The following is a 14,496-nucleotide window of genomic DNA, read 5'->3' on the forward strand; positions in this document are numbered from 1 at the left end:
ATGAATGGTTGGTCGAATACAACACGGAACGCCCTCACCAGGCCTTGAGGTTCATGACACCTGTCGAGTACCGACAGGCGGCTTAAACTCCAGTGCAAACTGGCTCACGAAAGGGGGCAAAGACAAATAGTGATCTAACTTTGTGTGTGATGTTACGACTGGCTCCCTCTCAATCAACTCCTTTAGTTTCCCAGAATACAAGCCGACAAATTTATATGGGGCAATGGTAACCGTGCGGTCTGGCAAAGTCTCAATACCACATTTATCGTTGTAAAACCTCTGGGTAGTGTAGGTAACTGTCTGATTTGCTTCATCAATTGACTTAATGCTTGACTGATCAGAATAAACTTCAGAACTCAAGTCCTTTAATGCCCAATATAATTTTGTGAGGTACTTCGTTTTTTCCCACGAAGGAGATTCTTTGCTATCACAAACAAGGTCGTATAGAAGCTCATAGTCGGGGTAGGCTCCCCCTTTTTTTGTGTAGAGCCGAGTGAGCTGCTTATTGATCTTTTGTTGGATCGAAGTGAACATAGTTATAGGGAAGGGGTTAGAGTTCAATAGATATTCGATTTACGGCCGCTCTCTTTTGTTCGTTTACAATCTTGGCGTAAATCTGTGTCGTGGAAAGGTCTTGATGCCCCAGTAGCTTAGAGACGGTATAGATGTCGGTACCGCTCTGTAGTTGCAGCGTCGCGAACGTGTGCCGGAATGCATGGAAGGTGATCGGGCGCATTATTCCGGCTTTGTAGCACCATTCCTGCAACTTCTGATTCTGCCAACTGGAGTAAAGTAGCTGGGGGAAAATTGTAGCGGTCTCATTTCCTCTCTCCCCTAACAGGCTGCGGGCGTTGCCGCTGATCGGCAAAGTCTCTTCACTGCCTGTTTTCTTTTGTCTGAAGCGCAAATAAGCCCCGTCGGCATCGTCGCGTACTTCCGCCCAAACCAGCTTTGCAATGTCACTGTAACGTAGGCCAGTGAGGGCCGAGAACAAAGCTGCTTTCTTGAGATAAGGCAAGTCGCAATCTATCTTAGCCAGTGCCTGTACTTCGGCCAAACTCAAAAATTCCCGTTGGGTCTCTTTCCGCTTGATCCGTTTCACTCGTTGGCTGGGGTTTTCTTCCAGTAACTTCTCTTCTACGGCTCGACTTAGCGCCGTCTTAAAAATGGTGAAGTACCCAACGGCTGAATTATGGGCAATGGTGGCGTTTGATGATTTGGTAGCGTTGAGGGCTTTCGCCGTGGTCAGATATTTACGGAACCCCTTGCAAAACTCTTCGGTCAGCTCATCGACAAACAGAGCACCTTTGGCGTAATGGCTGAGGTGTTGGTAAACACTCATCCAATTATTCCGGCTCCCTATACTCTTCTTTTGCTTCTCGGCTTCGGCCTGCACTTTGAGCCAGGTCAAAAAGTCTTTGCGCTCCTCCGGTTTATCATTCTTTACCAGAAACCCATAACGGCCAGCTTGCACCTCCAACTGTCGGCTTGATCGTATGCTCTCGGCTAACTGCCGAGTCGTTTTGTTGTGGGTACGCTCCAGCTCCGTACGGGGTTTCTCGAATAGATACAAGCCCAAAAAATCACGACGGGTTAGCTTTCCGGTTTCGGGGTGTGGTATTGCCGGATAGAAGTCCAGATATAAACTGAGACGGTTACCGCTGATCGGTTTTGTTCGTAGCGTTACATTCATAATTTGTACCTCATCATCCTCACATCTTCCTCAAAGGTACAAGCAAGGTACAAACTATATGTAGAAATAACAAAGCTATTCGATAGCCAATATATAGCTACTAAAAAAATAAAGCCCCGAAATTCAGGGCTTTACAGTTCTTCAACTTATGACGAGCTAATGACTAACCTCACTCTTCAATTTATCCTTAAATACTTTCCTGAATTTGTCGAGCTTGGGGGCAATCACAAACGCGCAATAGCCCTGCTCAGGATTCTGAGCGAAATAATTCTGGTGGTATTCTTCGGCCACATAAAACGTTGTGGCCGGACTAATTTCGGTAACAATCTTTTTGTCGTAAGCTCCCGACTTATCCAACTCGGCCTTAATGGTTTCGGCCAGTTTTTTCTGTTCGTCGTTGTGGTAAAAAATCACCGATCGATATTGCGTACCGACGTCGGCCCCCTGCCGGTTCAGGCTGGTCGGGTCGTGGCTACGGAAAAACGCCTGTAGCAGTTCGGCATAGGTAATTTTGGTAGGGTCGTAGGTCACCTCTACACACTCGGCATGGCCCGTTGTACCGGTGCATACTTCCTTATACGTTGGATTTGGCTTGGCTCCGCCTTCATAGCCCGATACGGCCGATTGCACCCCGTCGAGGGTTTCAAACATGGCTTCGGTACACCAGAAGCAGCCCGTTCCGAACGTGGCTTTGGCCAGGCCTGCAGGCACAGCCGTCGATTCGTTTCCTGTCATTGTTCCTGTTTGTTGGGATTTCGTTGCAGCGCCAACCGGTCGATGGGCCAGTTGCGTTTGGCCAAAAACGGCCGGGGTGATCCATAAAGCGATCAGTGCAGTGAGGGCTTGTTGCCAGAAATTACTCGTAACCATACTGGTTCGAATCCGGTTTGTTTGCATCAGAATAACAGATCTTACCCCTGATAAGTTTACAGCCCAACCAACCAAAAAGCCACCGCATTATCCGTGCAGTGGCTTTTTAGCATAAATACCAGGGAACAATCAAATGCGTAATGAGCAAAGGATAATGAAAAGCCCATTATTGGCAGACAAGACCCTTATTCATTGTGCATTTTACATTGTTCATTCGCTTACCTATCGAATCCAGAGCTTCTGCGTAAACGAATCGAGAGGCTTTCCTTGCCGCACCACCTGAACGAGTTGATACCCATCCGCCGATTCGCCAGCTTCCAGAATCCGCCCGGCCAATGCCTCTACCTTCTCGGTAAACGACCGGAGCGTAGCACCCTTCAGGTTTGTCAGGCGTACGCCCAGGCCGAACCCCGAACCGGAACCGCCAACGAAAAAGGCACCGGGCTGGGACTTGTTCTGTGCCGGGAGTTTATACGGCTCAACAAGGGCGAAATGAGCATCCAGAGCCAATTACACGCTGGCACCACCATAACCCTGCAATGGGCAAGCCGACCCGTAAAACGAAACAGGCTGACCAACCACGCCGAGTTTGCGTGAATCGGCAATTCAGAACTATTTCCCCAAATCGGGTTTATTGTGTATAGCTCAGGCCAGGTGTTGAGTATCAGGCCGCACGTTTCCATACACTATGACTTCTTTCGACATTGAATCGCTCCGTTTCGACGGAAAAAAGGCATTCCGCATGGAGGATGCTGCCACTAAAATCGACGATTTATACACGGACGACGTAGACTACGAGATTCAGCTCCGCCACCAGGCCGCCGAAATCGCCGACCTCCAGACCGACCTCTACGCGGATAACCGGTACGGTTTAGTCGCTATTTTCCAGGCGATGGATGCCGCCGGTAAAGACGGTACCATTCAACACGTGTTTACGGGCACCAACCCGCTCGGCCTACGCATCACCTCGTTCAAGCGCCCCACCGATCAGGAACTGGAGCACGACTGGCTCTGGCGCAGCTGGCGCGAGCTTCCTGAGCGGGGCACCATCGGGGTTTTCAACCGCTCGTATTACGAAGAGGTACTGGTGGTACGGGTACATCCCGAAATTCTGACCCAGTCTCAACGACTACCCACCGCACGTACCGACGATCTGGATAAAGTCTGGAAACACCGGTTTGAAGCCATCCGCGACGTAGAAAAGCACCTCTACCGCAACGGCTTCCCGGTGATTAAGTTTTTCCTGCATGTATCGAAGGAAGAACAGGCCGACCGGCTGATCAAACGAATTGAAAACCCCGAAAAACACTGGAAATTCGACGAAGGCGATGTAAAAGAACGGGGTTTCTGGAACGAGTACATGGCCGCGTTTGAAGAAGCTATCAACGAAACGGCTACCTCCAATGCTCCCTGGTACGTGATCCCCGCCGACGACAAAAAGAATATGCGGCTTATGGTGAGCCGAATTCTGCTCAGCGAACTGAAAAAGCTGCCCATTCATAAACCTGAAGTCGATGAAGAGCGGGCCGCAGCCCTCAAAAAGCTTATTAAGGTGATTAAAGAGCAGTAACATACGCCCAGCCCGCCCCAGCGGGCTGGCTACTCAATTCTCAACGTCATGAAAAAATTCAGTAGTAAACCGTTCCGGTTCGACGGCCGGACGCCGTATTCGGCCAAACATACCCCAACCCGAATTGACCCACTTTTCCGGGACGAAGACGACCGTGCTCATCAGCTCGATGCACTCAGCGACCGTATGGATCAGGCCCAGAACCAGATGCACGCCCACGAAAAATACGGTTTTGTGGTGCTGTTTCAGGCTATGGACGCGGGCGGTAAGGATAGCAGCATCCGGCATGTTTTCAAAGGCGTGAATCCGTCGCGGTTTCAGGTAGCAGCTTTCAAAAAACCCGGAAAAGAAGACCTGGCCCACGATTTTATGTGGCGGTTCTGGAAGAAACTACCCGAGCGGGGCTACATTGGCATTTTCAACCGGACGTATTATGAGGAGGTTCTCGCCCTGAAAGTCCACCCCGACCGGCTGGCCGACAATAGCATTCCCGAAGAGTTTCTGAAGAACCCCGGCAAACTCTGGAAAGAACGCTACGCCGACATTACCCATTTTGAAGATTACCTCCACCGCAACGGGTTTCGGGTGGTGAAGTTTTACCTGCACGTCTCGAAAGAGGAACAGGGTCAGCGGCTCATCAACCGGCTTAAAGACACCGAAAAGCAATGGAAGCTAAGCGAAAATGACCTGGAAGAACGGCAGGAGTGGGACGCCTACATGCAAGCCTACGAGGATGCCATCAACGCAACTGCCACCCGCAACTGCCCGTGGTACGTAATTCCGAGCGACGACATGAACAATCAGCAACTGATTATTGCCCACATCATGGCCGAACTGCTCGAATCACTCCCCGTCCACTTTCCCCAGCGCAACGAGAAAGAGGCTCAGAAGTTGATCAAACAAATTGAAAAGCAGGACAAAGCGTAGAATCTCAGCACTGGACATTAGACGTTGGACATTAGACCTCCACCTGTAAAGGTATAACGTCTAACGTCCAGTGTCTGAAGTCCAAATGTCCAGTAGTGAGAATCCACGTTACAGCAGCAGTTGTGCCAGGAGAAAATCGGCGGCCAGAATAGCGATACAGCTATTGGTCACGGCCGAGGTTGAGGCTGTGCCCACTTCGAGCGCACCACCCCGCACATTGTAGCCCTGAAAGGCCGAAATAGTGGTAATCAGAAACGCAAACACCACTGATTTGATGAGGGCAAAAATGAGGCTAAACGATTTAAAATCAGACCGAAGCCCTTCGATATAGTCGTTGGGCGTGATGATGTTGGCAAACGTTCCGGCAATGTATCCACCCAGAATCGACAGGAAGGCCGCCATCGTTACCAGCAACGGAAACATGAGCATCCCGGCGATAATTTTGGGTAGCACCAGATACGACCCCGAGTTGATCCCGATAACTTCGAGCGCGTCGATCTGCTCTGTGATCCGCATAGTACCCAGTTGACCGGCAATGCTCGACCCGACTTTACCGGCCAGCACAATACTCGTGATGGTGGGTGCCAGTTCGAGAATGGTACTGTCGCGCACGATCACCGAAATAATCGACAGAGGCACGAGCGGACTTACCAGGTTATACGCTGTTTGCACACAGGTTACGGCCCCGATAAACGTCGACACAATCGACACGATAAATACCGAGTTGATCCCGATCGACATACATTCGTCCATAATCAACCGGTAGTACACGCTTAACTTTTCACGATTGGTAAAGAGGGCACCCAGAAAAATAAAATAACGGCCAATTGCTGCCATGTTTTGGGGAAGTGTTGTGAGGAGGTTGTACTCAGAAGGCTTGGCTACGCCTAGTTCCGATCAAAAAATGATACTTTTAAAAGACTATCTATCAACTAGTTATCTCCATCTCATCAACCGAAAACTATAAACTTTACGCCATAAACTACCTAACGCCCACAAAGATAGAATGGTTTACGGCTTCTACAGGTCGCCCAGCTGCGGCCGAATGAGGATTTCTTCCACCACCGCACTTTTTGAGAGTTTATAAGCCCCCCAAATGCTATCGGCAACGTCCTGCGGTTTCATAAACCGTTCTTCGGGCAGGTCGGTGCCTTCCCAGCTGGCCGTCAGGGTAGCACCAGGTAGCACGGCGGTTACTTTTACCCCATGTGGTTTCAGCTCTTCGCGCAACACCCGGCTCATACCCAGCAGGGCAAATTTTGAGATGCAATACGAGCCCCCGTTGGTGTAGGCCGTGATACTGGCCGTAGAGCACATCATAAAAATATGCCCCGACCGCACGGCCATCATGCCCCCTACCAGCCCCCGCGTGAGGTGATAGGCGCTGGCTACGTTGGTATTCATGAGGGTTTCAAACGTCCCCTCGGCTTCGGTATGGATCATGCCCGGCAGAAAAATGCCCGTGTTGTTGACCAGTACCTCTACCGGCCGGTTTAGTGATTGCACATAGCCTACCAGCGCATCGACCCCGGCCCGGGTTGATAAATCGGCGGCAAATGGTAGCCGGTTGGGGCCGGTTACACTGTCGACATTCCGCGAGCAAACAACCACGTCGAAGCCCTGTTCGACAAACAAATCGACGATGGCACGACCAATTCCTTTGGTCCCACCCGTGACAACAAGTAATGGATTCATGGGGTAAACTTACAGCCTCTCCTCCCTTTTCCCTATCTTGCAACCTCCATTTAATCAATCGTCTTTTTTTAGAATGGCTTCAGAGCAGTATTTAGGTATCGACGTGGGCGGCACCAACGTCAAAATGGGCATTGTTGACGCCCAGTCGGGCACCATTTCTAATTTCTACAGCCACGACACCAACTCCTGGCGCGAATCGGGTCATTTCATGGAACGCTTCGGCGATGCCATTGCCCTGCAGCTCCACGACAACAAGCACATCACCCGTGTCGGTATCGGGTTGCCGGGTATGATTAACCGGGAGCGTACCATTCCGCTCGAGATTACAGCCATTCCGCTGCTCAATGGGGTACCAATGGTCGAGATTCTGAGCACGCGTTTTCCGGGTGTTCAGTTTTTCCTTGAAAACGACGCCAATGCTGCGGCACTCGGTGAGTTTTACTTTGTAGACGACATGAACGATGAAAACTACATCTTTATCACGCTCGGTACGGGCGTGGGCGGTGCGGCTATCATCGATAAAAAAGTGTTCAAAGGTGGAGATGGCAACGCCATGGAACCGGGTCACCTGCCCTCGCGCAACGGCCGGGTGCTGGAGCGGAACATCGGCAAAAAAGAATTGCTCGACCTGGCCAACGAACGCCGGGCGCAGTACAATCGGCCCACCCGCCTACCCGCCGACGGGAGCATCTCAACGACAGGCCTGGTAGCCGCTGCGGCCGAAAACGACGAGCTGGCCATGCAAATTCTGGACGAAGTTGGCGAAATGCTCGGTGAGGGTCTGGTATCGCTCATTCGGATTCTGGACATCCGCAAGATTCTGATCGGGGGTGGTTTGTCGGCTTCGTTTGATTACATCATGCCCGGCGTTACCCGTCAGCTTGAGTACTGGCTTACCCCCTATTACAAAGATGGGCTCGAAGTAAAACGTGCCACACTTGGCAACGATGCGGGCCTCCTCGGCGCGGCATCACTTTGCTTCGATTAAGCATCGGCGGATACGCTTCTCTATTGAATATACTACACCCGTTGTCGAACAGGACTACCATACTGGCCCTGTTTGACAACGGGTGTTTTGGTTTGGTTACAATCCATTTGGTTACAAAAACAACGAGTTACATGTTAACAATCAGACAATTAGCTTTTACCGACCGGTCTTTTCAAGAAAGGAATACTTAGATTTTCACACAAAACAAACCACACCATATTGCTTACTTTTACTTAAGCACTTTCTTTTTAGTGTAAAAACATCAATTAATAAAAAAGTCATATCACTGAATCAACAAAATCACATACTTATATAACCGGAAAATAGAACATTCAAAAAAATTAGATAGACGGGGAACAAAACGAAAAGTAGTTGAATTAGGGGCCCCGAATCAGCCGATTCGTAATTATCCCTTTTTTCATTTTTCATTTTTTCTCGTTTATGACAAAAACTTTACGACGTACTACTCAGCTCATATGCTGGCTGGTACTACTGCTATCGATAACGATGGCAAAGGCGCAGATTACGGGGGGCGTTGAAGTTCTCGGCATTGGGGTTCCGATTGGTACAACATCAAGTACAGTTACCCAGAACTTCGATGCACTCGACAATGGCGTTACCGTTTCGGCAGCTGGTTTGCTGGGCAACGTGCAGGGTACGTACACCAACCGTACACTGGTTTTTGCCTCAACGGGTGCTCCAAATATATTGGGAGCGGTTCCCACAGGGGGGGCTTACAGCTTCGGCACCAACAGTGATCGGGCGCTTGGTTCCAATGCCAACCTGCTGAACTCGGCCGTTGGTTTGGTACCCATTCGGTACGGCATTCTGTTTCAGAACAGTACAGGCGCCCCTGTGTCATCCCTACAGGTGACCTACACGGGCGAACAATGGTATCAAGATGGTGATGGAGCAGCACAGTCACTCACAGCAGCCTATGCCCGGTTTGACGAAGGTGCTTTTTCTACAATTGGAGGTCTATTGACAGGGGTATTAAACCTGTTGAACGATTTACCCATTGTGAGCACGATTCCGTACACGCAGGTTCCGGGCTTGACATTTACAAGCCTACAGAACGGTGGTACAGCGGGTGTTTTAAATGGAAACGCGGCTGCCAACCGAACTACACTTACGTCAACGATCACGTTTGGTACACCACTGGCCCCCGGCGAATACGTCCTGCTCCGCTGGACTGATCTGAACGACGCTGAAAATGGAGCACTTGACGTGATTGATACAGACCATAGCCTCGCCATCGACGACCTCCGTGTGGTGGCCAACGTAGTTAACAACAATCCAGTTGCCAACCAGGGCGCTATTACGAATCCACAAACGGCTACCGTTGGGGTAGCTTTCAGTACGACTACTGCGGGTGCTTTTACAGACCCAGACAACCAAACTCTTACATACTCAGCCACAGGACTTCCAGCATCATTTTCAATCAACCCCACCACAGGGGTCATAACCGGGACAGCCGCCACAACAGTAGGCAGTCCATTCAGCGTTAGTGTTATTGCTACCGACCCATTTGGTGGATCGGCATCCGTCGGGTTCACCCTCAATGTGGTTAATCCACCCAATCAGCCACCCGTGGTGGTGAATGGTGGCATTCCTTCGCCCCAGTCGGCTACTGTCGGCATCGGCTTCTCGACCACCACAGCCGGGGCCTTCTCCGACCCTGATGGGGGTACGCTCGCTTACTCAGCGGCTGGCCTGCCCGGTGGGCTGAGCATCAACCCTACCACGGGCGTGATCTCAGGCACACCAACTGCATCGGGTACGTTCAATGTGACCGTAACAGCTAACGACGGACAGGGCGGCTCGGTGAACACCGGCTTCCAGCTGAACGTGGCCCCCAATGGTGCGCCTTCTGTGACCTCGCCCGGCGATCAGTCACTGACGCTCAACACCCCAGCCAGCTTCACCGTAGTGGCAACCGACCCTGAGGGCGGCACGCTTACCTACGCGGCTACGGGTCTGCCAGCCAACTTGACGATCAATCCGAACACAGGTGTTGTGACGGGTACTCCCTCGCAAACGGGTGTCTTCCCTGTAACGGTTACGGTAACCGATCCGCAGGGAACCACCAGCAGCGTCAGCTTCAACGTAACCGTCAACCCGCAGGTGACGCCTAACCAGCCACCTGTAGTAGTGAATGGCGGTATTCCCTCGCCCCAGTCGGCTACCGTGGGAATCGGCTTCTCGACGACCACGGCCGGGGCTTTCTCCGACCCCGACGGGGGTACGTTGGCCTACTCGGCCGCGGGTCTACCCGGTGGGCTGAACATCAACCCCACCACGGGTGTGATCTCGGGTACACCAACCGCATCGGGCACCTTCAATGTAACGGTGACAGCTAACGACGGACAAGGCGGTTCAGTGAACGCGGGCTTCCAGCTGAACGTGGCTCCTGCCAACCAGCCCCCCGTGCTGGTGAATGGTGGTATCCCCTCGCCCCAGTCGGCTACTGTCGGCATCGGCTTCTCGACCACCACGGCCGCAGCCTTCTCCGACCCTGATGGGGGTACGCTCGCTTACTCGGCAGCTGGCCTGCCTGCGGGCTTGAGCATCAACCCCACCACGGGTGTGATCTCGGGTACGCCGACCGCATCGGGCACCTTCAATGTAACGGTGACAGCCAACGATGGGCAAGGTGGCTCGGTGAGCGCGGGCTTCCAGCTCAACGTTTCGCCCGCCAACCAGCCACCTGTAGTGGTGAATGGCGGTATTCCCTCGCCCCAGTCGGCTACTGTCGGCATCGGCTTCTCGACCACCACGGCCGCAGCTTTCTCCGACCCTGACGGGGGTACATTGACCTACGCTGCCGCGGGTCTGCCAGCGGGTCTGAGCATCAACCCCACCACGGGTGTGATCTCAGGGACACCAACTACATCGGGTACGTTCAACGTAACCGTCACAGCCAACGACGGCCAAGGTGGCTCAGTGAGCACCGGCTTCCAGCTCAACGTGGCCCCCAATGGTGCGCCTTCTGTGACTTCGCCCGGCGATCAGTCACTGACGCTCAACACCCCAGCCAGCTTCACCGTAGTGGCAACCGACCCTGAGGGCGGTACGCTTACTTACGCGGCTACGGGTCTGCCAGCCAACTTGACGATCAATCCGAACACAGGTGTTGTGACGGGCACTCCGTCACAAACGGGTGTTTTCCCTGTGACGGTTACGGTAACCGATCCGCAGGGAACCACCAGCAGTGTGAGCTTCAACGTAACGGTCAACCCGCAGGTAACGCCTAATCAACCACCCGTAGTGGTGAATGGCGGCATCCCTTCACCCCAGTCGGCTACTGTAGGTATCGGCTTCTCGACGACCACAGCCGGGGCTTTCTCCGACCCTGACGGGGGTACGCTCGCTTACTCAGCCGCGGGCCTGCCCGGTGGTTTGAGCATCAATCCCACCACGGGTGTGATCTCGGGCACGCCGACCGCATCAGGCACCTTCAATGTAACCGTAACGGCCAACGACGGCCAAGGCGGCTCGGTGAGCACCGGCTTCCAGCTCAACGTGGCCCCTGCCAACCAGCCACCAACCCTTGTTGGTCTGGGTATTGCGTCGCCCCAAAGCGGCACAGTAGGTGTTCCATTCACGAGCACTATTTCGAACGCCTTCTCCGATTCTGACGGTGGTACGCTTACTTTCACGGCGATGGGTCTGCCAGCCGGTTTGGCAATCAGCCCAACGGGTGTTATCTCGGGCACCCCAACGGTATCAGGCTCGTTTAACGTAACCGTAACGACTAATGATGGTCAAGGTGGTACTGTGAGCGATGATTTCGTCCTGAACGTATCTCCAGCTGCGGGCAACCAACCACCGACCCTCGTTGGTTTGGGTATTACGTCGCCCCAGAGTGGTACAGTAGGTGTTCCATTCACGAGCACTGTATCGGGTGCCTTCTCCGATTCTGACGGTGGTACGCTTACTTTCACGGCGATGGGTCTCCCAGCCGGTCTGGCAATCAGCCCGACGGGTGTTATCTCAGGTACCCCAACGGTATCAGGCTCGTTTAATGTGACCGTGACGGCTAACGATGGCCAAGGTGGTACTGTGAGCGATGATTTCGTCCTCAATATTTCACCGAGTGGTGCTCCTGTTGTGGCCTCGCCCGGCGATCAGTCACTGACGCTCAACACCCCGGCCAGCTTCACCGTAGTGGCAACCGACCCTGAGGGCGGCACGCTTACCTACGCGGCTACGGGTCTGCCAGCGGGTTTGACGATCAACCCGAACACGGGTGTTGTTTCAGGTACTCCGTCGCAAACGGGTGTCTTCCCTGTAACGGTTACTGTAACCGATCCGGTAGGTACTACCAGCAGTGTGAGCTTCAATTTGACGGTGAACCCGCAGGTAACGCCTAACATGCCGCCAATGCTGTCGGGGACACCCCTGGCTTCGCCCCAAAGCGCGACGGTGGGTGTAGGTTTCTCGACCAATACGGCCCAGGCGTTTGTTGATCCCGAAATGCAGCCGCTGACTTACTCAGCCACTGGCTTGCCTGTAGGTATCAATATCAATCCAAGCAGCGGGGTGATCTCAGGTAATCCGTCAATGTCAGGAACATTCGGGGTTACGGTGATCGCTTCTGATCCGCAGGGAGCAAGTGTCAGCGCCGGATTTACCCTGAACGTTTCGCCAGCAGCCCCAGTAAGTACAACTCCACTGGCCGTAACGGTTCTGTCGTACAACTGCGTAACCGGTGCAATTGTGTTTGGTCGACTGGGAGGTGATCCGAATCGTCCGGTTGAGTACATGGCGATTGGCGTGAAAGGGTATTCGACCGATCCAAGCGGTATTATTGAAGCCGCCGTCCGGGCCGATGCCAACAATACGTCGATCACCGTTATGGCTCGTTACGTAGGTGATCCGGCTTCGCAGGTGGTCTTCGTGTTCAACTTCCGGGCATTCTGTTCAACCGGTCAACCTACCAACCAGTCGCCGGTTTACAACGGTGGCCTGGCCAATCAGGTGGGTACCGTGGGCGTACCGTTTACGTACACCTTCCCGTCGAATGCCTTTATGGACCCCGAAGGTCAGGCGCTCACGTACACCGCAGCAGGCTTGCCCGCTGGTCTGAACATCAACGGTACTACGATCAGCGGGACACCGTCGGTATCGGGTACGTTTGGTGTGGTGATTACTGCCCGCGACCCACAGGGGGCAACGGCTACGGGTAATTTCCAGATTCAGATCAGCCCAGCCAGCAATGGCACCGGTGTCACCGGACCATTGGCCGCTACGGTATTGTCGTACAACTGTACAACTGGCGCGATCGTGTTCGGCCGCGTTGGTGGCGACCCGAACCGTCAGGTTGAATACATGGCGATTGGCGTGAAAGGGTATTCGACTGATCCAAGCGGTATTATTGAAGCCGCCGTTCGGGCCGATGCCAACAATACGTCGATCACCGTTATGGCTCGTTACGTAGGTGATCCGGCTTCGCAGGTCGTCTTCGTGTTCGACTTCCGGGCGTTCTGTTCAGGTGGCCAACCCACCAACCAGTCGCCGGTCAACAACGGCGGCCTGACCAATCAGGTAGGCACCGTCGGCGTACCATTCACGTACACCTTCCCGGCCAACACGTTCTCTGACCCTGAAGGTCAGACGCTCACGTACACCGCAGCAGGTTTGCCCGCTGGTCTGAGCATCAACGGTACCACAATCAGCGGTACGCCGTCGCAGTCGGGTACGTTTGGTGTAGTGATTACCGCCCGCGATCCACAAGGGGCCACCGCTACGGGTAATTTCCAGATTCTGATCAACCCGGCGGGTGGTGGTAGTGGTGCCCCGATTGTCAACGGCACCATTCCGAATCAGACCGCAACAGTAGGTGTTCCATTTGGCTACACCGTTCCGGCCAACACGTTTACCGATCCGCAGGGTCAGTCGCTGACACTGACGGCGTCGGGTATGCCACGGGGTCTGTTGTTCAATAACGGTGTCTTCAGCGGGGTACCCACTCAGCAGGGTAGCTTCCAGATCACTGTAATCGCCCGTGACCCGGATGGTAACACGGCCAGCACAACCTTTACCCTTACGGTGAACCCGAGCGATCAGTGCGGTAGCGACCCAACAACCATTGGTCAGCCGCTACAGCTGCTTGAGCCTACCTACAATTGCCAGACCGGTACAATCAAGTTCAACGTACGGGGTGGTAATGGTACGGTTATCGAGTTTGCCGCTATTGGTATCACGCCGTTCCAGCAAAACTGCTTTGAGACGATGGATACGGAAGTAGCGCAGGACGTTCGGAACGACAAGCCAAACGTGGAGCCCTTCACGATTCTGGCCCGTCAGAACGGTACCACGGTTTCGTACTCGTGGGATGCCCGTGCGTACTGCCGCCCAGGTGGTACCGGCAACCCAGGTTCGGCTCGTATGAGCGTACTGGAGCCGATGGGTAACCTCAACATCACGGTGTTTGGCAATCCAACGTCGGCCGATGCCGTTGAGTTTGAGGTAACTGGTGCCGAAGGTAAGCCGCTGATGCTCCGTCTCAGCGATGCGCAGGGCAAGCCGATGGGCGAGCAGCGCCTTGAGAAGGCAGGAGCGGCCAACCGTTTCGTGATGCCACTCGGCAAGTCGGCCGGTATATATCTGTTGCAGGTAAGCACCCCTAACCAGGTGCAAACGGTGAAAGTAGTACGGCAGTAACGAGTTTGGGGGTTTCCCCAAACGAAGGAGCCGGTACAGCAACGCCGGACGAAGGAGGTTTCGATCTCCATCGTCCGGCGTTTTTAA

11 protein-coding genes are annotated in these 14,496 nt (G+C 53.5%); 6 read left to right on the top strand and 5 right to left on the bottom strand.

All coding sequences use genetic code 11. The features are described 5' to 3' along the window. Positions 1-8 precede the first annotated feature (8 nt). A complete protein-coding gene (locus F5984_RS27010) occupies positions 9-86 on the top strand; it encodes an IS3 family transposase (RefSeq protein ID WP_394367403.1) in 78 nt (25 codons plus the stop codon). On the opposite strand, the gene F5984_RS08765 is transcribed toward F5984_RS27010, so the two are convergent. The 3 genes from F5984_RS08765 to msrA form a co-directional block, all read right to left on the bottom strand. Next, positions 52-534, bottom strand: a complete 483-nt coding sequence (locus F5984_RS08765) for a hypothetical protein (protein WP_152123905.1) — start codon at positions 532-534, stop codon at positions 52-54. The two genes, F5984_RS27010 and F5984_RS08765, sit on opposite strands and share 35 nt — an antisense overlap. A 16-nt stretch (positions 535-550) precedes the next feature. Further along, the gene (locus tag F5984_RS08770; RefSeq protein ID WP_152123906.1) at positions 551-1,693 is read right to left on the bottom strand and encodes a tyrosine-type recombinase/integrase; all 1,143 of its coding nucleotides are present in this window, start codon (positions 1,691-1,693) and stop codon (positions 551-553) included. A gap of 156 nt (positions 1,694-1,849) precedes the next feature. Next, entirely contained in the window at positions 1,850-2,428 is a 579-nt protein-coding gene (gene msrA / locus F5984_RS08775; RefSeq protein ID WP_152123907.1) for a peptide-methionine (S)-S-oxide reductase MsrA, read from the bottom strand. A 423-nt stretch (positions 2,429-2,851) separates the two neighbouring features. Here msrA and F5984_RS08780 point away from each other — a divergent pair, with 423 nt between their 5' ends. The 3 genes from F5984_RS08780 (at position 2,852) to F5984_RS08790 (ending at position 5,060) form a co-directional block, all read left to right on the top strand. Continuing rightward, positions 2,852-3,160 carry an ATP-binding protein gene (locus tag F5984_RS08780; protein WP_185155458.1) on the top strand — a complete coding sequence of 103 codons (309 nt, stop codon included), beginning with the start codon at positions 2,852-2,854 and terminating at the stop codon, positions 3,158-3,160. A gap of 91 nt (positions 3,161-3,251) precedes the next feature. After that, positions 3,252-4,133, top strand: a complete 882-nt coding sequence (locus F5984_RS08785) for a PPK2 family polyphosphate kinase (protein ID WP_152123909.1) — start codon at positions 3,252-3,254, stop codon at positions 4,131-4,133. Between the two features lie 48 nt (positions 4,134-4,181). After that, positions 4,182-5,060 (top strand): PPK2 family polyphosphate kinase, encoded by an 879-nt coding sequence (locus F5984_RS08790; protein WP_152123910.1) that lies wholly within the window; start codon positions 4,182-4,184, stop codon positions 5,058-5,060. 108 nt (positions 5,061-5,168) lie between these two features. On the opposite strand, the gene F5984_RS08795 is transcribed toward F5984_RS08790, so the two are convergent. After that, positions 5,169-5,897 (bottom strand): MlaE family ABC transporter permease, encoded by a 729-nt coding sequence (locus F5984_RS08795; protein ID WP_152123911.1) that lies wholly within the window; start codon positions 5,895-5,897, stop codon positions 5,169-5,171. 183 nt (positions 5,898-6,080) lie between these two features. Continuing rightward, the gene (locus F5984_RS08800; RefSeq protein WP_152123912.1) at positions 6,081-6,755 is read right to left on the bottom strand and encodes an SDR family oxidoreductase; all 675 of its coding nucleotides are present in this window, start codon (positions 6,753-6,755) and stop codon (positions 6,081-6,083) included. A 73-nt stretch (positions 6,756-6,828) separates the two neighbouring features. On the opposite strand from F5984_RS08800, the gene F5984_RS08805 reads away from it, so the two are divergent. Continuing rightward, a complete protein-coding gene (locus tag F5984_RS08805) occupies positions 6,829-7,743 on the top strand; it encodes an ROK family protein (protein WP_152123913.1) in 915 nt (304 codons plus the stop codon). Positions 7,744-8,250: 507 nt separating this feature from the next. Beyond that, entirely contained in the window at positions 8,251-14,409 is a 6,159-nt protein-coding gene (locus F5984_RS08810; RefSeq protein WP_185155459.1) for a putative Ig domain-containing protein, read from the top strand. Positions 14,410-14,496: the final 87 nt, after the last annotated feature.

This window comes from Rudanella paleaurantiibacter, from assembly GCF_009184635.1.
Lineage (GTDB): Bacteria > Bacteroidota > Bacteroidia > Cytophagales > Spirosomataceae > Rudanella > Rudanella paleaurantiibacter.

Excerpts from the sequence above, each read along its gene's own strand:
- F5984_RS08765 (WP_152123905.1), bottom strand. The coding sequence starts at position 534 with ATGTTCACTTCGATCCAACAAAAGATCAATAAGCAGCTCACTCGGCTC.
- F5984_RS08770 (WP_152123906.1), bottom strand. The coding sequence starts at position 1,693 with ATGAATGTAACGCTACGAACAAAACCGATCAGCGGTAACCGTCTCAGT.
- msrA (WP_152123907.1), bottom strand. The coding sequence starts at position 2,428 with ATGACAGGAAACGAATCGACGGCTGTGCCTGCAGGCCTGGCCAAAGCC.
- F5984_RS08785 (WP_152123909.1), top strand. The coding sequence starts at position 3,252 with ATGACTTCTTTCGACATTGAATCGCTCCGTTTCGACGGAAAAAAGGCA.
- F5984_RS08790 (WP_152123910.1), top strand. The coding sequence starts at position 4,182 with ATGAAAAAATTCAGTAGTAAACCGTTCCGGTTCGACGGCCGGACGCCG.
- F5984_RS08795 (WP_152123911.1), bottom strand. The coding sequence starts at position 5,897 with ATGGCAGCAATTGGCCGTTATTTTATTTTTCTGGGTGCCCTCTTTACC.
- F5984_RS08800 (WP_152123912.1), bottom strand. The coding sequence starts at position 6,755 with ATGAATCCATTACTTGTTGTCACGGGTGGGACCAAAGGAATTGGTCGT.
- F5984_RS08805 (WP_152123913.1), top strand. The coding sequence starts at position 6,829 with ATGGCTTCAGAGCAGTATTTAGGTATCGACGTGGGCGGCACCAACGTC.
- F5984_RS08810 (WP_185155459.1), top strand. The coding sequence starts at position 8,251 with ATGGCAAAGGCGCAGATTACGGGGGGCGTTGAAGTTCTCGGCATTGGG.